The sequence below is a fragment of the Streptococcus mitis genome (assembly GCF_946188375.1).
Lineage (GTDB): Bacteria > Bacillota > Bacilli > Lactobacillales > Streptococcaceae > Streptococcus > Streptococcus mitis_CX.
The window spans coordinates 12,932-34,680 of sequence record NZ_CAMHUS010000011.1 but is presented as its reverse complement, the minus strand read 5'-3'; the positions used below and the strand labels follow the sequence as shown (position 1 = coordinate 34,680).

The window sequence follows — 21,749 nt, the reverse complement described above, 5'->3', positions numbered from 1 at the left end:
ATGAAAGAAATTGAAAACAATCAGTGGATTGCCAACTACCGGACGGACCAACCGCATTTTGGCTTGGAACGCATGGTGGAACTATTAGCCTTGCGTGGCAATCCCCATCTCAAACTCAAGGTCATCCATATCGGGGGAACCAATGGCAAGGGTTCGACCATTGCTTTTTTGAAAAATATGTTGGAAAAGCTAGGGCTGAGAGTTGGTGTGTTCAGCTCGCCCTATCTCATTCATTATACAGACCAGATTAGCATCAATGGGGAATCCATTCCAGGAGCGAGACTAGAAGCCCTCATGGCAGACTATCAGTCTTTGATTGAGGGGGAAGCGATTGCCAATTTGCAGGGGACAACCGAGTTTGAGATTATCACCGCCATAGCTTATGATTACTTTGCCTCAGAGCAAGTAGATGTGGCCATCATGGAAGTGGGCATGGGCGGGCTTTTGGATAGCACCAATATCTGTCAGCCTATTTTGACAGGAATTACGACTATAGGATTGGACCATGTAGCTCTACTTGGGGACAGCTTAGAAGCCATAGCAGAGCAGAAAGCTGGTATTATCAAACAAGGTATTTCCTTGGTGACAGGCCGTATCGCTCCAGAAGCGCTAGCTGTGATTGACTCTATTGCAGAAGCTAAAAATGCGCCGAGAATACGATATAAGAGAGATTATCAGGTCAGTCATCAAGAGAGTGTGGTGATGGGTGAAATCTTTGATTATACCAGTTCTGTCAGACAAGGTCGTTTTCAGACAGGTTTGCTTGGTTTGCACCAGATAGAGAATGCTGGGATGTCCATAGCTTTGCTTGATACTTTTTGTCAAGAAGATGGTCGAGAGTTACCAGCTAATACTTTGATTGCTCAAGCCTTGGAAGAAACAAGTTGGCCAGGGCGTCTGGAGGTCGTGTCAAGAGACCCCTTGATGATTTTGGATGGAGCCCACAATCCCCATGCTATCAAGGCTTTATTAGCAACCTTGCAAGAACGCTTTGCGGATTATCGTAAGGAAATCCTCTTTACTTGCATCAAAACCAAGGCCTTGGAGGATATGTTGGACTTGCTGGGGGCCATCCCAGATACCGAGCTTACCCTGACACATTTTGACGATAGTCGGGCGACTGATGAAAACGTGCTGAAAGAGGCAGCCAAGTCTAGAAATCTCAGCTATCAAGGTTGGCAGGATTTTCTAGAGCAGAAATTGACAGATAAAAAAGAAGAGAAACAAACAGTTAGGATTGTCACGGGTTCCTTGTATTTCTTGAGCCAAGTGAGAGCCTATCTGATGGAGAGGAAAAACGAAAATGGATACACAAAAGATTGAAGCAGCTGTAAAAATGATTATCGAGGCTGTAGGAGAGGACGTTAACCGTGAGGGCTTGCAGGAAACGCCTGCTCGAGTGGCCCGTATGTACCAAGAGATTTTTTCAGGTCTTGGTCAAACAGCGGAGGAACATTTGTCAAAATCTTTTGAGATTATTGACGATAATATGGTGGTAGAAAAGGATATTTTTTTCCATACCATGTGTGAACACCACTTCTTGCCATTTTATGGGAGAGCGCATATTGCCTATATTCCAGATGGCCGTGTAGCAGGTTTGTCTAAGCTAGCCCGTACGGTTGAAGTTTATTCTAAAAAGCCACAAATTCAAGAACGATTGAATATCGAAGTGGCCGATGCCTTGATGGAGTATCTAGGTGCTAAAGGAGCCTTTGTTGTCATTGAGGCGGAACATATGTGTATGAGCATGCGTGGTGTCAGAAAACCAGGCACTGCAACCTTGACGACAGTAGCTCGTGGTCTATTTGAAACAGATAAGGACCTCCGAGATCAGGCTTATCGTTTAATGGGACTATAATACTCTTCGAAAATCAAATTCAAACCACGTCAGCTTCCATCTGCAACCTCAAAACAGTGTTTTGAGCAGTCTGCGGCTAGCTTCTTAGTTTGCACTTTGATTTTCATTGAGTATAAAAAGAATCCGCTTTGGGCGGATTTTTCTAGAAAGGAATCATTATGGATCAACTGCAGATTAAGGATTTGGAAATTTTTGCTTATCATGGTCTTTTTCCTAGTGAGAAAGAATTGGGGCAGAAGTTTGTTATTTCCGCAATCCTATCCTATGATATGACCAAGGCGGCGACAGATTTGGATTTAACAGCCTCTGTCCATTACGGAGAATTGTGCCAGCAGTGGACGGCATGGTTTCAGGAAACGAGTGAAGATTTAATTGAAACGGTAGCTTATAAACTGGTAGAACGTACTTTTGAGGCTTATCCTCTTGTCCAAGAAATGAAGTTGGAACTGAAAAAACCATGGGCGCCAGTGCATTTGCCACTAGATACTTGCTCGGTAACCATTCATCGCCGCAAGCAACGAGCCTTTATCGCCCTAGGAAGCAATATGGGAGATAAACAAGCAAACTTGGAGCAAGCCATTGAGAAAATGCGAAATCGAGGTATCCATATTCTTAAAGAGTCCAGTGTCTTAACGACGGAGCCTTGGGGTGGTGTGGAGCAAGATAGCTTTGCTAATCAAGTGGTTGAGATTGAAACCTGGTTGCCGGCCCCAGTTCTATTAGAGGCCTTGTTAGCCATTGAGTCAGAGATGGGACGGGTGAGAGAAGTGCATTGGGGACCTCGTTTGATTGATTTGGACTTGCTCTTTGTGGAGGACCAGGTCCTTTATACAGACGACCTCATCTTGCCACATCCTTATATAGCAGAACGACTTTTTGTCCTTGAGTCCTTACAGGAAATTGCACCACATTTTATCCATCCTACATTAAAGCAACCTATCCGCAACTTGTATGATGCTTTGAAAAAATAGAAAAAACTCTAGTTTTCAGTCACTTGCAACTGAAGGCTAGAGTTTTTATACTCTTCGAAAATCTCTTCAAACCACGTCAGCTTCCATCTGCAAAATCAAAACAGTGTTTTGAGCAGCCTGCGGCTAGCTTCCTAGTTTGCTCTTTGATTTTCATTGAGTATTAAAATAGGTCATTTTCTTCTGGGAGGAGGATAGTCTCTCTACCATCCATATCTAAAACCAGAACTCTCGGGGGATAAAGAGGGTCGAAAGGGTGGTTAAAGTCAAAATCAATAGCTGTAGGGAGGTGTTGACTTGAAAAGTGGAAGGTAATTTTTCCTTGGTTATTAAGCAATTGAAACTCGAGTTCCTCCTCCAATTCAAAGACATTTTTTAAGAAGTGGTCGATGATATACCAAAAAGAGTCAATAACGTCATCAGGCAAGCTGGTAACAATGCCAAAACTAGCAGACCGCATGTGGGTATTGGTAAAAGCCATATTTCTGCCCCCTTTCTTTTCCCTTATCATACAGCAAATAGGATTAAAAATCAAGAAAAGGTAATTTTTTCTTCATAAACATAGCTTTCTATGAAATTTTTTTCAAACAATCTTCAAAAAATACTTGAAAGTGTTTACAAATAGTGATAAAATGGAATAAGTGGAATCATGAAAACGAAATTTTCATACCGTCTCTTTTTTGGAGTCTCGTGAGGTATGATATAGAAAGGAAATGGAATGAATACAGACGATACAGTAACGATTTATGATGTCGCCCGTGAAGCAGGAGTTTCAATGGCGACAGTTAGCCGTGTAGTCAATGGCAATAAAAATGTAAAAGAGAACACCCGTAAAAAAGTGCTTGAGGTGATTGACCGTTTGGATTACCGTCCAAATGCAGTGGCACGTGGTCTTGCAAGTAAAAAGACAACCACTGTCGGTGTCGTGATCCCCAATATTACCAATGGTTATTTCTCAACACTTGCTAAAGGGATTGATGATATCGCTGAAATGTACAAGTACAATATCGTCCTTGCTAATAGTGATGAGGACGATGACAAGGAAGTTTCAGTTGTCAATACCCTGTTTTCTAAGCAAGTGGATGGTATCATCTTTATGGGGTATCACTTGACTGAAAAAATTCGTTCAGAGTTTTCTCGTTCTCGAACACCAGTTGTTCTTGCAGGAACTGTGGATGTAGAACATCAGCTTCCAAGTGTCAATATTGACTACAAACAAGCAACGATTGATGCAGTAACCTACCTTGCTAAAGAAAATGAGCGCATTGCTTTCGTTAGCGGTCCACTAGTGGATGATATCAATGGTAAGGTTCGTTTGGTTGGCTACAAGGAAGCCTTGAAAAAAGCAGGTATTTCTTATAGCGAAGGATTGGTATTTGAATCCAAATACACTTATGAAGACGGTTATGCCTTGGCAGAACGCTTGATTTCATCAAATGCAACTGCAGCAGTTGTAACAGGTGATGAATTGGCAGCAGGTGTCTTGAACGGCCTTGCTGATAAGGGTGTGTCTGTGCCAGAAGAGTTTGAAATCATTACTAGTGATGATTCACAAATCTCACGCTTTACCCGTCCAAACTTGACAACTATTGCCCAACCTCTTTATGACCTTGGTGCTATTAGTATGCGTATGTTGACTAAGATTATGCACAAGGAAGAGTTGGAAGAACGTGAAGTTCTCTTACCTCATGGTTTGACAGAACGTCGTTCGACACGAAAACGTAAATAGAAAAAATCAGGGAATCGTGAAGATTTCCTGATTTTGCTTTCTGGAGAAGAGACTTACCCTTCCATATAGTCTTTCAAAGCCTGTCCTGTTAGTCCGGCATTGAGGGCAATGAGGAGTTTCAAGCGGGCTTTTTGGGCGTTGAGTTCTTTAACAAAGAAGACACCAGATTTTTGCAACTGTACGCCTCCACCCTGGTAGGCATAAACAGGTTCGGCAATACCGTTAAAGCATCGTGATACCAGAGCGACTGGGATTCCTTTTTGCAGAAGGCTTTCTAATTTTTGAGCCGTTTCTTTGGGAATATTACCAGCTCCGAAGGCTTGGATAATCAAACCGTCCAATTGTTCCAAATCCAGCATATCAATGAGCTCATCTGTCATACCAGCATAAGCCGAGATAATAGGGACTAAACCTTGTATGTGATCAAGGTCAAAGCGGACACGAGGCTCAGCTGTTTTAAAGTAGAGGATTTCGTGTTTCATAATCAGACCAAGTGGCCCGTGTGTTGGAGTCTGGAAGGTGCTGACGTTGGTCGTATGTGTTTTGGTGACATACTTGGCAGCGTGTATTTCATCGTTCATAACGACCAAAACTCCTTTATCAGCAGCCCTGTCATCGCTAGCCACTCGTAGAGCACTCAGATAATTATAAACACCATCACTACCGAGTTCGTTGGAGCTGCGCATGGCCCCTGTTAGAACGATAGGCATATGGGGAACTTCCATGGTATCAAGGAAATAGGCTGTTTCCTCTAAAGTATCGGTCCCGTGTGTGATTACCACTCCATCGTAGTTATCTGCTTCCTCTTTAATTTTCTGGTAGAGGGCCAGCATATGCTTGGGTTTGATATGGGGGCTTGGCAGGTTAAAAAAGTCTAAGGCGTGGACTTGGATTCCTTCGAGGGGATTGGACACATGGTTCATGGGATTATCTGAACTGGTCACAACAGCACCAGAAGCATCGGCCTGCATGGAAATAGTTCCACCTGTATGTAAAACAAGGATTTTCTTAGGCATGATTTACTCACTCTTTCTGAAATGTGGTATAATCATTGTATCACAAAAGGGGAGATTGGGATAGGATGGAAGTCAAAGCGGTTTTTTTTGATATCGATGGAACCTTGGTCAACGATCGCAAGAGTGTTTTGAAATCCACTAAGGACGCGATTAAGATTGTCAAAGAACAAGGGGTGCTTGTCGGTGTAGCGACAGGACGAGGACCTTTTTTTGTTAAGGAATTGATGGACGATTTGGACCTGGATTTTGCGGTAACCTACAATGGCCAGTATATCTTTACTAAAGACAGAGTCTTGTTCACGAGCCCAATTTCTAAGTTACATTTGCGCCATCTAATTACGTATGCTAAAAAAGAGGGCAAGGAGATTGCCCTAGGGACCAAGGATGCCATGTTGGGTTCTAAAATCATGTCCTTTGGTTTGGGTTCTTTTTCCCAACGAATCAGTCGCTTCGTTCCCTCAGTTTTAACTCGGACAGTGAGTCATTCCTTTAATCGTATGGTTAGCAAGGTTGTTCCCCAAAAGGAAGAAGACTTACTTCAACTGATGAATCAGCCTATCTACCAAGTTTTGATGCTGATGACGCCAGAAGAATCTGAGAAAGCGGCAGCTGATTTTGAAGATTTGAAATTGACACGTAGCAATCCTTTTGCAGCGGATGTTATCAATCAAGGAAACTCTAAATTGGAAGGCATTCGACGAGTTGGGAAAGAATATGGCTTTGACCTCAACCAAGTGATGGCTTTTGGTGACTCAGATAATGACCTTGAAATGCTGGCTGGTGTCGGTATGTCGGTCGCTATGGGAAATGGTAGTAGCAGTGTTAAGGAAGTTGCTAAGCACATTACCACCAGCAATCAGCAAGACGGAATCCACAAGGCCTTGGAACATTTTGGTGTTCTGGCCTCAGAAAAAGTCTTTGTCAGCCGTGACTATCATTTCAATAAGGTCAAGACTTTCCATCACATGATGGATGAACGAACCCAAGAAGAACCTCGAACTTGGGATTTAGAAGGTGCAACCCATAGGGCTGGCTTTAAAATAGAAGAATTGGTGGAGTTTGTTCGAGCAGCCAGTCCCTCTGAAGAGGATTTTGGTCAAGCTTTATCGCAACTTCATCAGGCCCTTGATAAGGCAGCAGATAAAGTAGCCAAGAAGACACCTGCACAGCAAGATTTGGTAGGGCAGGTGGATGCCTTGATTGATACGCTTTACTTCACCTACGGTAGTTTTGTTTTGATGGGGGTGGATCCAGAACGTATTTTTGACATTGTCCATCAGGCCAATATGGGGAAAATTTTTCCAGATGGCAAGGCTCATTTTGATCCAGTGACCCACAAAATCTTAAAGCCAGATGATTGGGAAGAAAAATATGCTCCAGAACCTGCTATTAAAAAGGAACTGCAGCGTCAGCTCAAGGCTTATGAACGTCATAAAGAGAGAAATAATACTCAATGAAAATCAAAGAGTAAACTAGGAAACTAGCCGCAGGCTGCTCAAAGCACTGCTTTGAGGTTGTAGATGGACGTTGACGTGGTTTGAATTTTATTTTCGAAGAGTATAAATAGTAAACAAAAAGGAGCGCTGAGCTCCTTTTCTTTGTGATTATAAGGTTTTTTCTTGTTCTCTCACAACCAGCAAATCAACCTTAGCATGGCGGAGGATATATTCAGATGAAGAACCGACCAAGAGGCGTTCAAAGGCGTTGAGACCTGTTGCGCCAACGAGGATGAGGTCCACTTCCTCAGCATCTGGAATAGTACGTGCTAGTAGGGTCTTTGGATTTCCCATTTCAATGACGATATGAACATCTGCCACACCAGCATCTTTAGCACGTTTTTCGTACTCTTTCATCAGACTTTCAGCGTCGACTTGGAGTTCTTCATAAACTTCAGCATCAAAGGTGGATACGCTTTGGAGAGCGCGTGTGTCAATGACATGTGCGATGGTGAGTTTAGCGTCGTTCCGTAGAGCAGAATGAACTCCCTTGACAAAAGCCAAGTCCGCTTCTTTAGAACCATCGATTGCGACCATGATATTTTGGTAACGTTGTGCCATAATGAAACCTCCTGAAATTTTCTTACTATAATTGTAAACCTTTTCACTATAGAAGTAAAGTAAAAAAAGTATTTTTCAAAAGAATGTTAGCGATTAAAAACTATATAAATATATGATAAAATAAAAGAAAGGATAGCAGGAAAGAAGTGAAGGGAGGGAGAATGATGAAAAGCTCTTTTCAAGAAACAAAAAAATCAAATTTCCTTTATTATGGAATAATCCTAGTGTCGGTCTTGGTAGAAGTTATCATACTCTGGCAATTAGAGAGTCTGATACCGCTTCTTTATCCAGGTTTTATCGGCTTTTTAGTCTTTCATCTACTCTACCATCTGCTATTATTCCTAGTTGCAAAAAGAAGTGGACGCTTAGATTACTTGATGATATGGGGACTTTTCCTCATGTTCAATCTTCTTTATGACTCCTTTTTAGGCTTGCTTTTTCTAGGTTTATCTTTTGGTATGTGATGTGACTTTCGCAAAATACCTGCTATCTCCCCTGTCTTGGCCTCGCTTTTAGCGAGGTTTTTCTTCTATCTTAATCTAGTAACACATTTCAGTAAACTTGTCGCATTTTCTTTCTAGTGGTATAATGTTACTATCCTGATGAATTGAGGAAACAAGATGAAAGAATATAACAAGTCTAGTAAGTTAGAGCATGTTGCTTATGATATCCGTGGTCCTGTTTTGGAAGAAGCCATGCGGATGCGAGCAAACGGAGAAAAGATTTTACGTCTGAATACAGGAAATCCAGCAGAATTTGGCTTTACAGCGCCAGACGAGGTCATTCATGACTTGATTATGAATGCGCGTGATAGTGAAGGATATTCTGACTCCAAAGGGATTTTCTCAGCCCGTAAGGCCATCATGCAGTATTGCCAATTGAAGAAATTCCCAAATGTAGATATTGATGATATCTACCTTGGAAATGGTGTCAGTGAGTTGATTGTCATGTCCATGCAGGGGCTTTTGGACAACGGGGATGAAGTCTTGGTGCCAATGCCAGACTATCCTCTCTGGACAGCAGCTGTTAGCCTAGCTGGGGGAAATGCCGTTCACTATATCTGTGATGAAGCTGCAGAATGGTACCCAGATATTGACGATATCAAGTCAAAAATCACTTCCAACACCAAGGCAATCGTCCTTATCAATCCAAACAACCCAACTGGAGCCCTTTATCCTAAGGAACTCTTGTTGGAGATTATTGAGATTGCCCGTCAAAACGATTTGATTATCTTTGCGGATGAAATTTACGACCGCATGGTCATGGATGGACACGTGCATACGCCTGTGGCGAGCTTGGCACCAGATGTCTTCTGTGTCAGCATGAATGGTTTATCAAAATCCCACCGTATTGCTGGCTTCCGTGTAGGTTGGATGGTCTTGTCTGGACCTAAGACACATGTTAAAGGCTATATCGAAGGGCTCAATATGCTGTCCAATATGCGTCTTTGCTCTAACGTTTTGGCCCAACAAGTCGTACAAACTTCCTTGGGTGGTCACCAATCAGTTGATGAATTGCTCCTTCCAGGTGGACGAATTTACGAGCAAAGAAACTTCATCTACAATGCCATTCAAGATATTCCAGGTTTGTCTGCCGTTAAACCCAAGGCTGGACTCTATATCTTCCCTAAAATCGACCGCAATATGTACCGTATCGATGATGATGAACAGTTTGTTCTTGATTTCTTGAAGCAGGAAAAGGTTCTCTTGGTTCATGGTCGAGGCTTTAACTGGCAGGAACCAGACCACTTCCGTATCGTTTACCTTCCTCGTGTTGATGAACTAGCCCAAATCCAAGAAAAGATGACTCGTTTCTTGAAACAGTATCGTAGATAGGGCTTACATTCGAAAAAGCTGGAAACATTTGCCTAGAGCTATTGACAAAAGTAAAAGAATCAGATAGAATAGTAAAGTATGTTTAGTAACTGATCACTTTATAGCCGGCTAAACGAATACAAAATCTATGAGGAGGTATTCATCGTGAAACGTACTTATCAACCAAGTAAACTTCGTCGTGCGCGCAAACACGGATTCCGTAACCGTATGTCAACTAAAAACGGTCGTCGCGTATTGGCAGCTCGTCGTCGTAAAGGACGCAAAGTTTTGGCTGCATAATCCAAACGAACCATAACAAAAATCAGTAGGAACTCGAGTCTACTGATTTTTATTTTTGTAAAAAAGTTAAAAAGGCTTTATATTTTTGCTCAAATAGTGTATAATATTTCACATATAGTAAAAAATGGAGAATAATCATGAAGAAATCAAAAGTTATGCTTTTTGGAGCTATGGCTTTGACAGCAGGTCTAGCTCTAGCGGCATGTGGGTCTTCCCAATCAAGTAATGCAGACAAGACTTACTCTTATATCTTTGTTAGCAACCCAGATACCTTGGATTATATTACCTCTACTCGAGACTCAACATCTAGTATCACAACCAACTTGATTGATGGGTTGTTGGAAAATGACCAGTATGGCAATCTCATCCCATCTATGGCTGAGTCATGGACAGTGTCAAAAGATGGTTTGACCTACACTTATAAAATCCGTCAGGGGGCTAAATGGTACACTTCTGAAGGAGAAGAGTATGCAGATGTAACGGCTCATGACTTTGTGACAGGTCTCAAGTATGCGGCTGATAAAAAAGCTGAAAACTTGTACTTGGTACAAGACTCTATCAAGGGGCTAGCAGACTATGTTGAAGGAAAATCATCTGATTTTGGAACTGTTGGTGTGAAGGCAGTGGATGATTACACGCTACAATACACTCTCAACCAACCTGAGACTTATTGGAACTCTAAAACAACAGCAAGTATCCTTAGTCCTGTAAATGAAGCCTTCTTGAAGTCTCAGGGAGATGACTTTGGAAGTGTGACACCATCAAGTATTTTGTCAAATGGTCCTTACTTGTTTAAATCCTTCACATCAAAATCTTTGATTGAATTTGATAAAAACCCTAATTACTGGGATAAGGATAATGTTAAAATCGAGAAAGTGAAACTCTCTTTCTTTGACGGTTCTGACCAAGACAGCATTGCTAGAGGTTTCTTGGATGGTAACTATACAGATGGTCGTATCTTCCCAACAAGTTCAGTCTTTGCTGAACTCAAGAAGGGAAATGAGGACAAGATTACCTATACACCACAAAACTCAGTTACTTTCTATTATCTTTTCAACGTGAATCGTCAAAGCTACAAGCAAACTATGAAACAGTCTGATAAGGAAAAGACAGATTCACGCGCAGCTATGCAAAATAAAGATTTCCGTCAGGCTATCAACTTTGCCTTTGACCGTCATGCTTATGCAGCACAGACAAATGGTGAAGATGGAGCAGACCGTATCTTGCGTAACACGATTACACCAAGTAACTTTGTCCAAGTTGGCGATAAGAACTTTGGTGATATTGTCAATGAAAAAATTGTCAACTACGGTAAAGATTGGGCAAACATCAATCTAAACGATGGTAAGCAAGCCTTCTTGAATCCTGAAAAGGCCAAAGAGAAGTTTGCCAAGGCCAAAGAAAGTCTGCAAGCACAGGGAGTAACCTTCCCAATTCATTTGGATATGCCAGTTGACCAGACTGCTAAGTTGGATGTTCAACAGGCTGGATCTTTCAAACAAACAGTGGAAGAAACTCTTGGTAAGGAGAATGTAGTTATCGATGTTATCCAACTTTCTCCAGATGAAAAAGACCAAGCAACCTACTTTGCAGATACAGCAGAACAAAAAGACTACGATATCGACATCTCAGGATGGGGTGGAGACTACTCAGATCCTAAGACTTACCTAGCTATTCTTGATCCAGAGACAGGTTCTCAGTTGAAAAACATGGGCTTGTCTGAAGGAAAAGACAAGGAAGTCAAGGACAAGATTGGTCTTGCTGACTACAAGAAACTCTTGGATCAGGCTGATGCGGAAATCACAGATACTCAAGCTCGCTATGAAAAATATGCTGAAGCCCAAGCTTGGTTGACAGATAGCGCCCTCTTCCTACCAGTTCAAAGTGGTGGAGCTAACCCAATCTTCCGTAAGACTGTACCGTTTACAGGTCCATTCTCATTTGTTGGTCATAAGGGAAATGCGGACAACTACAAATATGTTGAATTGCAAAAAGAGCCAGTAACCGCTAAACAGTACCAAGAACTCTATGAAAAATGGCTAAAAGAAAAAGCTGAGTCAAATAAAAAAGCTCAGGAAGATTTAGCTAACCATATTCAATAATATTCCTAGTCATGCTTTTCAGTTAATACTCTTCGAAAATCTCTTCAAACCACGTCAGCGTTGCCTTACCGTATATATGTTACTGACTTCGTCAGTTCTATCTGCAACCTCAAAACAGTGTTTTGAGCTGACTTCGTCAGTTTCATCTACAACCTCAAAGCAGTGCTTTGAGCAGCCTGCGGCTAGCTTCCTAGTTTGCTCTTTGATTTTCATTGAGTATAAGCATAGTGGCTGGATTCAGAAAAAGGCCTTACCAGACGCTTATTGGTTCTGGTAGGGCCTTTTCTTTATTCTTTTAAGTGATAAGAGTAGCTAGCGACAACGACGTCTTGGTGCCAGCGGAGTGCATATTTGAGTTTGAGACTCATCTGATTGTGTAGAATATTTTGCCAAGGTTTATTAGGGATAAACTGGGGTACCAGAACAGTGACTGTATAGTTCTTTTTCTGAGCATCCTCAGAGATTCGTTTGACATACTTGACAGTAGGGGTGATGATGTCACGGTAGCTGGTTTTGATATTTTTCAGAGTAATGGTTGGGAAGTAATCGGCAAATTCTTGGAGAATTTCTTGATCTTTTTCTGCTGTTTCCTTAGTAGAAATGTGCATGGCTAAGACTTCATCACCGATACTTTGAGCGTAGTTAATGGCTCCAACACTTACACGGGTGACATTCCCTACTAGGACGAGAACTAGATTTCCATCGTAGGTACGTTTTTCGATGCCTTCATAGAGTCGTAGTTGTTGGGCCACTTTTTGGTAATGACTGTGAATCGCCAAGAAGAGTAGGGTGAGTACGAGAATAATCGGGAAGAAAGGCCAGATATCACTGAGACGGAAAAAGAGCAGGATCAGCACGATAGCGTAGCAAATGATGGCTCCAAGGATATTGGCAAGGGCAGGTTTTAAGAAATTTGCCCCTTTTTCTTTTTTCCAATGGCGAATCATCCCAGTCTGAGAAAGGGCAAAGGGAACGAAGACCCCGATAGTATAAAGAGGAATCAAACGTTCGGTATTGCCATTAAAAATGAGAAGAAGAATCATAGCACCAAAAGCCAGAGTTAAAATTCCATTAGAGTAGCCTAGGCGGTCTCCTTTTTCCATAAAGAGATGGGGCATGTATTTGTTTTTAGCCATATTGTAAGCCAGCATAGGGAAGGCCGAAAAGCCAGTATTTGCAGCTACGGCTAAAATCAAGGCTGTGGAGAATTGGAAGATATAATACCCAAGATGGCCTAAGAAGGAAGTGCCGAGGACACCCTGAGCCATCTGTGAAAGAATAGTTTCTCCGTGTTGAGGCATAATCCCCATCCAGTAGTTTAGGAAGGTAATGCCTGCAAAAAGAAAACCTAAAATCAGTGACATAATGGTCAAGGTCTGAGCAGCATTCTTTTCTTTCGGAGCCTTGAAAAAGGGAACGGCATTTGAAATAGCTTCAACCCCTGTCAGAGAGGCAGAACCACTGGTAAAAGCTCTTAGAATGAGAACTATAGACAGGCTCGGAACAGCATGCCCAATAGGTGAAGTTGCCTGATAGCTGAGAGACCCTGTCATTAGTTGAAAGATTCCGTAGAGCAAGAGAAAGACAGTACTGATGATAAAGAGATAGACAGGAATCATCAGTGAACTGGCAGATTCTTTTAAGCCCCGTAAATTCAAGAGCATAAGCAAGCAAACTAGAAAAATGGAAATGTGGAGGTTGTAAGGGTGGAGAGCAGGGAGAGCTGCTGTGATAGCATCGGCTCCAGATGACACCGATACCGCCACAGTCAGCATGTAGTCAACTAGCAGACTACCTCCAGCGATTAAGCCAAGTTCGGGAGATAGATTTTCTCGAGTAACCATATAGGCCCCTCCCCCTTGAGGGTAGGCATGGATGATTTGACGGTAGGAGACGGTCAGGCTAGCTAGGAGCAGGAGGACAAAGAGGCCGATAGGAAGACTCCACCATATCGCAAGAGGAGAGAGACTAGCCAAGACGAGGACTACTTGCTCAGGTCCATAGGCGATGGAGGACAGAGCGTCGCTTGACAACATGGCTAGTGCCTGCATTTTTCCCAGTAGTCCCCCTTCGCCTTCGGTTAAGGATTTAAGAGGACGACCGATAAAAGTCTGTTTTAATTTTGTAAACATGGTATTTTCCTTTTCTGAAAATTTCAATAAGTGCTATTATACTGCTTTGAAAAAATTGCGTCAAGAGACGACAATAGATTTTAGAATATTTTTTACAGATGAGGAGATAGGGCGGTTTTTTGGTATAATAGAAGATAGAAAACGAGGTTAGAAGAGATGATTTTTGATACACATACACACTTGAATGTAGAAGAATTTGCAGGTCGTGAGGCAGAGGAAATCGCCTTGGCTGCTGAGATGGGTGTGACACAGATGAATATAGTTGGTTTTGATGAACCGACGATTGAGCGTGCTTTGGAGTTGGTGGATGAGTACGACCAACTCTACGCAACTATTGGTTGGCATCCTACAGAAGCTGGTACTTATACAGAGGAAGTTGAGGCTTACTTACTGAATCAGTTAAAACATCCCAAGGTTATAGCACTGGGTGAGATTGGTCTGGATTATCATTGGATGACAGCGCCAAAAGAGGTGCAGGAGCAGGTTTTTCGTCGTCAGATTCAGCTATCTAAGGACTTGGATTTGCCTTTTGTAGTTCATACCCGTGATGCGTTGGAAGATACCTATGAGATTATCAAGAGTGAGGGCGTTGGTCCTCGAGGTGGTATCATGCATTCTTTTTCGGGAACTCTTGAATGGGCAGAGAAGTTTGTGGACCTTGGTATGACCATTTCCTTCTCAGGAGTGGTGACTTTCAAGAAGGCAACTGACATCCAAGAAGCTGCTAGAGAACTTCCTTTGGACAAGATTTTGGTGGAAACGGATGCTCCCTACTTGGCTCCTGTTCCTAAACGGGGTCGTGAAAATAAAACAGCCTACACTCGCTATGTAGTGGACTTTATCGCTGACTTGCGTGGCATGACGGCAGAAGAGCTAGCGGCGATAACAACTGCAAATGCAGAACGAATTTTTGGATTGGACAGCAAGTAATGAAAGAGAAAATTTCCCAAGTTATCGTGGTTGAAGGTCGCGATGATACGGCCAATCTCAAACGTTATTTCGATGTAGAGACCTATGAGACACGAGGTTCTGCCATCAATGAGCAAGATATTGCACGTATTCAGCGTCTACACCAACGCCATGGAGTCATTGTCTTTACAGACCCAGATTTTAATGGGGAGCGGATTCGTCGCATGATTATGACGGCCATTCCAACAGTTCAGCATGCCTTCCTCAAACGAGATGAAGCTGTCCCCAAGTCCAAGACCAAGGGCCGTTCTCTGGGAATTGAGCATGCCAGCTATGAAGACCTGAAAACGGCTCTAGCTCAGATTACAGAACAATTTGAACATGAGAGTCAGTTTGATATCAGTCGTAGCGACTTGATTCGCCTTGGTTTTCTAGCGGGAGCAGATAGCCGTAAGCGAAGAGAATATCTAGGAGAAGCTCTCCGAATTGGCTATTCCAACGGCAAGCAACTCCTCAAGCGCTTAGAGTTGTTTGGGGTTACTTTGGCAGAAGTGGAAGAAGCTATGAAATCTTATGAGAACAGCTAAGCAGACCCCAAAATACAAGGGGAATGTGTTACAATAGTAGTAACAGATAATAGAAAAGAGAATAGATGAGAATTGCAGATTACAGCGTGACCAAGGCAGTGCTGGAGCGTCACGGTTTTACCTTTAAAAAGTCCTTCGGGCAAAATTTCTTGACGGATACCAATATTCTTCAAAAAATCGTGGATACGGCTGAGATTGATGACCAGGTTAATGTCATCGAAATCGGGCCAGGGATTGGTGCCTTGACCGAGTTTCTGGCTGAGCGTGCAGCAGAGGTCATGGCCTTTGAAATTGACCATCGTTTGGTACCGATTTTGGCAGATACCTTGCGTGATTTTGACAATGTTACCGTAGTCAACGAGGACATTCTCAAAGTTGATTTGGCGCAACATATCCAGAATTTCAAAAATCCTGACCTGCCAATCAAGGTAGTGGCTAATTTACCTTACTACATCACGACGCCTATTCTCATGCACTTAATCGAGAGTGGGATTCCTTTTAGTGAGTTTGTTGTTATGATGCAGAAAGAAGTGGCAGACCGCATTTCAGCCCAGCCGAATACCAAGGCTTACGGTAGCTTGTCGATTGCGGTGCAGTATTACATGACTGCCAAGGTTGCTTTCATCGTGCCTCGTACGGTCTTTGTGCCAGCGCCAAACGTGGACTCTGCTATTTTGAAAATGGTGCGTCGTCCAGAACCAGCCGTAGCAGTGGAAGACGAGAACTTCTTCTTTAAGGTTTCTAAGGCTAGTTTCACCCATCGTCGCAAGACCTTGTGGAACAATTTGACAGGTTACTTTGGCAAGACTGAAGAGGTCAAGGACAAGCTGACCAAGGCTTTGGACCAAGCAGGCTTGTCACCAAGTGTACGTGGGGAAGCCCTCAGCTTGGCAGAATTTGCCAGCCTAGCAGATGCACTTAAAGGGCAAGGACTCTAAGATGCAGGGACAAATTATTAAAGCCTTGGCAGGCTTCTACTATGTAGAGAGTGATGGCAAGGTTTATCAAACACGAGCGCGTGGAAATTTTCGTAAAAAAGGCCATACTCCCTACGTTGGGGATTTGGTAGATTTTTCTGCCGAGGAAAATTCAGAAGGCTATATCCTCAAGATTCACGAACGCAAAAACAGCCTAGTCCGTCCGCCAATTGTTAATATTGACCAAGCTGTAGTAATCATGTCAGTCAAGGAACCTGATTTTAACAGCAATTTGCTGGATCGTTTCTTGGTTCTTTTGGAGCACAAGGACATCCATCCCATCGTTTATATTTCCAAAATGGACCTACTGGAAGATAGAGGGGAACTGGATTTTTACCAACAGACCTATGGTGATATCGGCTATGACTTTGTGACCAGTAAAGAGGAACTCCTGCCTTTATTGACAGGCAAGGTTACGGTCTTTATGGGGCAGACAGGTGTTGGGAAGTCAACACTTCTCAATAAAATCGCACCAGACCTCAATCTTGAAACAGGAGAAATTTCAGACAGTCTGGGTCGCGGGCGCCACACTACTCGAGCAGTTAGTTTTTATAATCTCAATGGAGGTAAAATCGCAGACACACCAGGTTTTTCATCATTGGATTATGAAGTATCAACGGCGGAAGACCTCAATCAGGCCTTTCCAGAGATTGCTAGTGTCAGCCGAAACTGCAAATTCCGCACTTGTACCCATACCCATGAGCCGTCCTGTGCAGTGAAGCCGGCAGTAGAAGAGGGTGCCATTGCTATCTTCCGTTTTGACAACTACCTGCAATTCCTCAGTGAGATTGAAAATCGCAGAGAAACCTATAAAAAAGTCAGCAAAAAAATTCCAAAATAAGGAGAAACCTATGTCTCAATACAAGATTGCTCCGTCAATTCTGGCAGCAGATTATGCCAACTTTGAACGTGAAATCAAACGCCTAGAAGCAACTGGGGCAGAATATGCCCATATCGATATCATGGATGGGCACTTTGTGCCACAAATCAGTTTTGGTGCAGGTGTGGTCGAAGCTCTTCGCCCTCATAGCAAGATGGTCTTTGACTGCCACTTGATGGTAGCTAATCCTGAGCATCATTTAGAAGACTTTGCGCGTGCGGGAGCGGATATCATCAGCATCCATGTGGAAGCAACGCCCCATATTCATGGTGCCCTCCAAAAAATTCGTTCACTCGGTGTCAAGCCATCAGTTGTCATTAACCCTGGTACGCCTGTTGAAGCCATCAAGCACGTCCTTCATCTAGTTGACCAAGTTTTAGTCATGACAGTTAACCCAGGCTTTGGTGGGCAAGCCTTTTTGCCTGAAACCATGGATAAGGTCCGTGAGTTGGTTGCCCTTCGTGATGAAAAAGGCTTGAACTTTGAAATCGAAGTCGATGGCGGGATCGATGATCAAACCATTGCTCAAGCCAAAGAAGCTGGTGCGACCGTTTTTGTAGCAGGTTCCTATGTCTTTAAGGGAGATGTCAATGAGCGAGTACAAACTCTCAGAAAACAACTGGACTAGGGTTGCCGTTTTTGCAGGTGGAGATCGTGGTCATTATCGGACGGACTTTGATAGATTTGTCGGTGTGGATCGAGGTTCTCTCTGGGTCTTGGAAGAAGATTTGCCTCTTACTCTAGCAGTCGGAGATTTTGATTCTGTGACGGAAGAAGAGCGACAGGTGATTCAAAAACGTGCCCAGTATTTTGTCCAAGCCCAACCAGAAAAAGATGATACAGATTTGGAATTGGCTCTCTTAACCATCTTTGAGCAAAATCCTCAGGCTGAGGTTACTATTTTTGGTGCTTTGGGTGGCCGTATTGATCATATGCTGGCCAATGTCTTTTTGCCTAGCAATCCCAAGTTGGCGCCTTATATGCGCCAGATAGAAATTGAGGATGGGCAAAATTTAATTGCCTATTGTCCAGAAGGAACCAGTCAGCTAGAACCTCGTTCAGACTACGATTATCTAGCTTTTATGCCGGTTCGAGATAGCCAGCTTACCATTCTCGGAGCCAAGTATGAGTTGACAGAGGACAATTTTTTCTTTAAAAAAGTGTACACTTCTAACGAATATATAGATAGGGAAGTGTCGGTGACTTGCCCAGATGGTTATGTGGTCGTGCTGCATAGCAAGGACAGGAGGTAGAATGGAAAGTTTACTTGTTCTATTATTGATTGCCAATCTAGCTGGCCTCTTTCTGATTTGGCAAAGGCAGGATAAGCAGGAAAAACATCTAGCCAAGAGCTTGGAGGATCAGGCAGATCATTTGTCAGACCAGTTGGATTACCGTTTTGAACAAGCCAGACAAGCCAGCCAGTTAGATCAAAAAGACTTGGAAGTGGCTGTCAGCGATCGCCTGCAAGAAGTGAGAATCGAATTGCACCAAGGCTTAACTCAGGTCCGTCAAGAAATGACTGAGAATCTCCTCCAAACCAGGGATAAGACTGACCAACGTCTCCAAGCCTTGCAGGAATCAAATGAGCAACGTTTGGAACAAATGCGCCAAACCGTCGAGGAAAAACTAGAAAAGACCTTGCAGACACGCCTACAGGCTTCCTTTGAGACAGTTTCCAAGCAATTGGAGTCTGTCAATCGTGGTCTTGGAGAAATGCAGACAGTTGCCCGCGATGTCGGAGCCCTCAACAAGGTTCTCTCTGGAACCAAGACACGAGGGATTCTGGGAGAATTGCAATTGGGGCAAATTATTGAGGACATCATGACCCCTGCCCAGTATGAACGAGAATACGCAACGGTTGAAAACTCTAGTGAACGAGTGGAGTATGCCATCAAGTTGCCTGGACAGGGTGACCTGGAATATGTCTACTTACCGATTGACTCCAAGTTTCCACTGGCAGATTATTACCGCTTAGAAGAAGCCTATGAAGCTGGTGACAAGGACGAGATCGAACGCTGTCGCAAGTCACTCCTAGCCAGCGTCAAACGCTTTGCCAAGGATATTAAGAGCAAGTACATAGCACCACCTCGGACGACCAATTTTGGAGTTTTGTTTGTTCCGACAGAAGGTCTCTACTCAGAAATCGTCCGCAATCCGGTCTTCTTTGATGATTTGAGACGGGAGGAGCAGATTATTGTCGCAGGTCCAAGTACCCTATCAGCTCTTCTCAATTCCCTATCAGTTGGTTTCAAAACCCTTAATATCCAAAAGAGTGCCGACCATATCAGCAAGACGCTTGCCAGTGTCAAAACCGAGTTTGGCAAGTTTGGTGGTATTCTGGTCAAGGCACAAAAACATCTCCAACATGCCTCTGGCAATATTGATGAATTATTAAACCGTCGCACCACAGCTATCGAGCGGACGCTCCGTCACATTGAGTTGTCAGAAGGTGAGCCTGCGCTTGATCTACTCCATTTCCAAGAAAATGAGGAAGAATATGAAGATTAGTCACATGAAAAAAGATGAGCTGTTTGAAGGCTTTTACCTAATCAAGTCAGCTGACCTTAGACAAACTCGCGCTGGGAAAAACTACCTAGCCTTTACCTTCCAAGATGATAGTGGCGAGATTGAAGGGAAACTCTGGGATGCTCAACCTCATAACGTTGAGGCCTTTACCGCAGGTAAGGTTGTCCACATGAAAGGACGCCGAGAAGTTTATAACAACACCCCTCAAGTCAATCAAATTACCCTCCGCTTGCCTCAGCCTGGTGAACCCAATGATCCAGCTGATTTCAAGGTCAAGTCGCCAGTTGATGTCAGGGAAATCCGTGACTACATGTCGCAAATGATTTTTAAAATTGAAAATCCTGTTTGGCAACGGATTGTTCGAAAGCTCTACACCAAGTATGATAAGGAATTTTACTCCTATCCAGCTGCCAAGACTAATCACCATGCCTTTGAAACGGGTTTGGCTTATCATACGGCGACCATGGTGCGTTTGGCGGATGCTATTAGCGAAGTCTATCCTCAGCTCAATAAGAGCCTGCTCTATGCAGGGATTATGCTGCATGACTTAGCTAAAGTCATCGAGTTGACGGGACCAGACCAGACCGAATACACAGTTAGAGGCAATCTCCTTGGGCATATCGCTCTGATTGATAGTGAAATTACCAAGACAGTGATGGAACTCGGCATCGATGATACCAAGGAAGAAGTCGTTCTGCTTCGTCACGTAATCCTTAGTCACCATGGCTTACTTGAGTATGGAAGTCCAGTCCGTCCACGCATTATGGAAGCAGAGATTATCCATATGATTGACAATCTGGATGCTAGCATGATGATGATGTCAACAGCTCTTGCTTTGGTAGATAAAGGAGAGATGACCAATAAAATCTTCGCTATGGACAATCGTTCCTTCTATAAACCAGATTTAGATTAACAATTTAAGAAAAATGAGCATTTTTTAGGATAAGAATGTTCGTTTTTTTATGTGAATATGGTATAATAGATAAAATATCAAAATTAAATGAAATGGGAAATAGAAATGAAATTAAGAAGAAGTGATCGAATGGTTGTCATTTCCAACTATTTGATTAATAATCCTTATAAACTAACTAGTCTCAATACTTTTGCTGAAAAGTATGAATCTGCTAAATCATCCATCTCAGAGGATATCGTCATTATCAAACGAGCCTTTGAGGAAATTGAAATCGGTCATATCCAGACAGTAACTGGTGCTGGTGGTGGTGTCATTTTCACACCATCAATCTCAAGCCATGATGCCAAGGAAATGGTTGAGGACTTGCGTGCTAAGTTGTCAGAAAGTGACCGTATCTTGCCAGGTGGCTATATCTACCTGTCTGATTTGCTTAGTACACCAGCTATCTTGAAAAATATTGGTCGCATTATTGCCAAGAGCTTTATGGACCAAAAAATTGATGCGGTTATGACAGTAGCTACTAAGGGTGTTCCACTTGCAAATGCAGTTGCCAATGTCCTCAATGTTCCTTTTGTTATTGTGCGCCGTGACCTGAAAATTACCGAAGGTTCAACTGTCAGCGTCAACTATGTTTCAGGTTCAAGTGGTGACCGTATCGAGAAAATGTTCCTTTCAAAACGTAGTCTCAAGGCAGGCAGCCGTGTCTTGATTGTGGATGACTTCTTGAAAGGCGGTGGAACTGTCAACGGGATGATTAGTCTTTTACGTGAGTTCGACTCAGAATTGGCTGGTGTAGCGGTCTTTGCGGACAATGCTCAAGAAGAACGTGAAAAGCAGTTTGACTACAAGTCACTCTTGAAGGTAACTAATATTGATGTCAAGAACCAAGCCATCGATGTTGAGGTTGGCAATATCTTTGACGAAGATAAATAAGAGATAGAACTAAAGGTTGGAACGATTGTCCCAGCCTTTCTTTGC

Annotated in this window: 22 protein-coding genes; 18 read left to right on the top strand and 4 right to left on the bottom strand. The window is 43.0% G+C overall.

Going from position 1 to position 21,749, the window contains the following annotated elements; genetic code table 11:
* The 3 genes from N8M16_RS08925 to folK all read left to right on the top strand — a co-directional run bounded on the left by N8M16_RS08925 (position 1) and on the right by folK (position 2,829).
* Positions 1 to 1,323, top strand: coding sequence for a bifunctional folylpolyglutamate synthase/dihydrofolate synthase (locus tag N8M16_RS08925; RefSeq protein ID WP_261070038.1), 1,323 nt, complete (start codon positions 1 to 3; stop codon positions 1,321 to 1,323).
* Complete coding sequence (folE, locus tag N8M16_RS08920; RefSeq protein ID WP_061827444.1) at positions 1,304 to 1,858, top strand: GTP cyclohydrolase I FolE; 555 nt, start codon at positions 1,304 to 1,306, stop codon at positions 1,856 to 1,858. Before N8M16_RS08925 ends, folE begins: the two co-directional genes overlap by 20 nt.
* A gap of 158 nt (positions 1,859 to 2,016) precedes the next feature.
* Positions 2,017 to 2,829 (top strand): 2-amino-4-hydroxy-6-hydroxymethyldihydropteridine diphosphokinase, encoded by an 813-nt coding sequence (gene folK / locus N8M16_RS08915; RefSeq protein WP_261070037.1) that lies wholly within the window; start codon positions 2,017 to 2,019, stop codon positions 2,827 to 2,829.
* A 160-nt stretch (positions 2,830 to 2,989) separates the two neighbouring features.
* On the opposite strand, the gene N8M16_RS08910 is transcribed toward folK, so the two are convergent.
* Positions 2,990 to 3,307 carry a DUF960 domain-containing protein gene (locus N8M16_RS08910; protein WP_000886035.1) on the bottom strand — a complete coding sequence of 106 codons (318 nt, stop codon included), beginning with the start codon at positions 3,305 to 3,307 and terminating at the stop codon, positions 2,990 to 2,992.
* A 237-nt stretch (positions 3,308 to 3,544) separates the two neighbouring features.
* Between N8M16_RS08910 and ccpA the strand changes: the two genes are divergently transcribed.
* On the top strand, positions 3,545 to 4,555 hold the full coding sequence (gene ccpA / locus N8M16_RS08905; RefSeq protein WP_001090627.1) for a catabolite control protein A: 1,011 nt from the start codon (positions 3,545 to 3,547) through the stop codon (positions 4,553 to 4,555).
* Positions 4,556 to 4,608: 53 nt separating this feature from the next.
* Here the strand turns inward: ccpA and N8M16_RS08900 are convergent, their stop codons facing one another.
* The gene (locus tag N8M16_RS08900) at positions 4,609 to 5,571 is read right to left on the bottom strand and encodes an asparaginase (protein WP_101782470.1); all 963 of its coding nucleotides are present in this window, start codon (positions 5,569 to 5,571) and stop codon (positions 4,609 to 4,611) included.
* Between the two features lie 65 nt (positions 5,572 to 5,636).
* On the opposite strand from N8M16_RS08900, the gene N8M16_RS08895 reads away from it, so the two are divergent.
* Positions 5,637 to 7,028: a Cof-type HAD-IIB family hydrolase gene (locus tag N8M16_RS08895; protein WP_261070036.1), complete on the top strand. Its 1,392-nt coding sequence runs from the start codon at positions 5,637 to 5,639 to the stop codon at positions 7,026 to 7,028.
* Positions 7,029 to 7,175: 147 nt separating this feature from the next.
* Here N8M16_RS08895 and N8M16_RS08890 read toward each other — a convergent pair whose 3' ends face one another.
* Positions 7,176 to 7,628, bottom strand: coding sequence for a universal stress protein (locus tag N8M16_RS08890; protein ID WP_000079148.1), 453 nt, complete (start codon positions 7,626 to 7,628; stop codon positions 7,176 to 7,178).
* Between the two features lie 161 nt (positions 7,629 to 7,789).
* On the opposite strand from N8M16_RS08890, the gene N8M16_RS08885 reads away from it, so the two are divergent.
* The 4 genes from N8M16_RS08885 to N8M16_RS08870 all read left to right on the top strand — a co-directional run bounded on the left by N8M16_RS08885 (position 7,790) and on the right by N8M16_RS08870 (position 11,844).
* A complete protein-coding gene (locus tag N8M16_RS08885; RefSeq protein WP_192851952.1) occupies positions 7,790 to 8,092 on the top strand; it encodes a hypothetical protein in 303 nt (100 codons plus the stop codon).
* A gap of 156 nt (positions 8,093 to 8,248) precedes the next feature.
* Positions 8,249 to 9,463, top strand: a complete 1,215-nt coding sequence (locus N8M16_RS08880) for a pyridoxal phosphate-dependent aminotransferase (RefSeq protein ID WP_000666455.1) — start codon at positions 8,249 to 8,251, stop codon at positions 9,461 to 9,463.
* 144 nt (positions 9,464 to 9,607) lie between these two features.
* Positions 9,608 to 9,742, top strand: a complete 135-nt coding sequence (gene rpmH / locus N8M16_RS08875; RefSeq protein WP_000831905.1) for a 50S ribosomal protein L34 — start codon at positions 9,608 to 9,610, stop codon at positions 9,740 to 9,742.
* A 137-nt stretch (positions 9,743 to 9,879) separates the two neighbouring features.
* The gene (locus N8M16_RS08870) at positions 9,880 to 11,844 is read left to right on the top strand and encodes a peptide ABC transporter substrate-binding protein (RefSeq protein WP_261070035.1); all 1,965 of its coding nucleotides are present in this window, start codon (positions 9,880 to 9,882) and stop codon (positions 11,842 to 11,844) included.
* A gap of 287 nt (positions 11,845 to 12,131) precedes the next feature.
* On the opposite strand, the gene N8M16_RS08865 is transcribed toward N8M16_RS08870, so the two are convergent.
* On the bottom strand, positions 12,132 to 13,976 hold the full coding sequence (locus N8M16_RS08865) for an APC family permease (protein ID WP_261070034.1): 1,845 nt from the start codon (positions 13,974 to 13,976) through the stop codon (positions 12,132 to 12,134).
* A 156-nt stretch (positions 13,977 to 14,132) separates the two neighbouring features.
* On the opposite strand from N8M16_RS08865, the gene N8M16_RS08860 reads away from it, so the two are divergent.
* From N8M16_RS08860 to purR, 9 genes are all read left to right on the top strand, one after another.
* A complete protein-coding gene (locus tag N8M16_RS08860) occupies positions 14,133 to 14,906 on the top strand; it encodes a TatD family hydrolase (RefSeq protein WP_261070033.1) in 774 nt (257 codons plus the stop codon).
* On the top strand, positions 14,906 to 15,472 hold the full coding sequence (rnmV, locus tag N8M16_RS08855) for a ribonuclease M5 (protein WP_261070032.1): 567 nt from the start codon (positions 14,906 to 14,908) through the stop codon (positions 15,470 to 15,472). The genes N8M16_RS08860 and rnmV overlap by 1 nt, the downstream gene beginning before the upstream one ends.
* 65 nt (positions 15,473 to 15,537) lie before the next feature.
* On the top strand, positions 15,538 to 16,410 hold the full coding sequence (gene rsmA, locus N8M16_RS08850; RefSeq protein ID WP_001216838.1) for a 16S rRNA (adenine(1518)-N(6)/adenine(1519)-N(6))-dimethyltransferase RsmA: 873 nt from the start codon (positions 15,538 to 15,540) through the stop codon (positions 16,408 to 16,410).
* A gap of 1 nt (position 16,411) precedes the next feature.
* Positions 16,412 to 17,290, top strand: a complete 879-nt coding sequence (gene rsgA, locus N8M16_RS08845; protein ID WP_173875761.1) for a ribosome small subunit-dependent GTPase A — start codon at positions 16,412 to 16,414, stop codon at positions 17,288 to 17,290.
* Positions 17,291 to 17,300: 10 nt separating this feature from the next.
* The gene (gene rpe / locus N8M16_RS08840; protein WP_004255827.1) at positions 17,301 to 17,957 is read left to right on the top strand and encodes a ribulose-phosphate 3-epimerase; all 657 of its coding nucleotides are present in this window, start codon (positions 17,301 to 17,303) and stop codon (positions 17,955 to 17,957) included.
* A complete protein-coding gene (locus tag N8M16_RS08835; protein WP_261070031.1) occupies positions 17,920 to 18,582 on the top strand; it encodes a thiamine diphosphokinase in 663 nt (220 codons plus the stop codon). The genes rpe and N8M16_RS08835 overlap by 38 nt, the downstream gene beginning before the upstream one ends.
* Position 18,583: 1 nt before the next feature.
* The gene (locus N8M16_RS08830) at positions 18,584 to 19,840 is read left to right on the top strand and encodes a DNA recombination protein RmuC (protein ID WP_218493849.1); all 1,257 of its coding nucleotides are present in this window, start codon (positions 18,584 to 18,586) and stop codon (positions 19,838 to 19,840) included.
* Positions 19,830 to 20,771 (top strand): 3'-5' exoribonuclease YhaM family protein, encoded by a 942-nt coding sequence (locus N8M16_RS08825; protein WP_078237939.1) that lies wholly within the window; start codon positions 19,830 to 19,832, stop codon positions 20,769 to 20,771. The genes N8M16_RS08830 and N8M16_RS08825 overlap by 11 nt, the downstream gene beginning before the upstream one ends.
* Before the next feature lie 105 nt (positions 20,772 to 20,876).
* Entirely contained in the window at positions 20,877 to 21,704 is an 828-nt protein-coding gene (gene purR, locus N8M16_RS08820; protein ID WP_004238844.1) for a pur operon repressor, read from the top strand.
* The last annotated feature ends 45 nt before the right edge of the window (positions 21,705 to 21,749 follow it).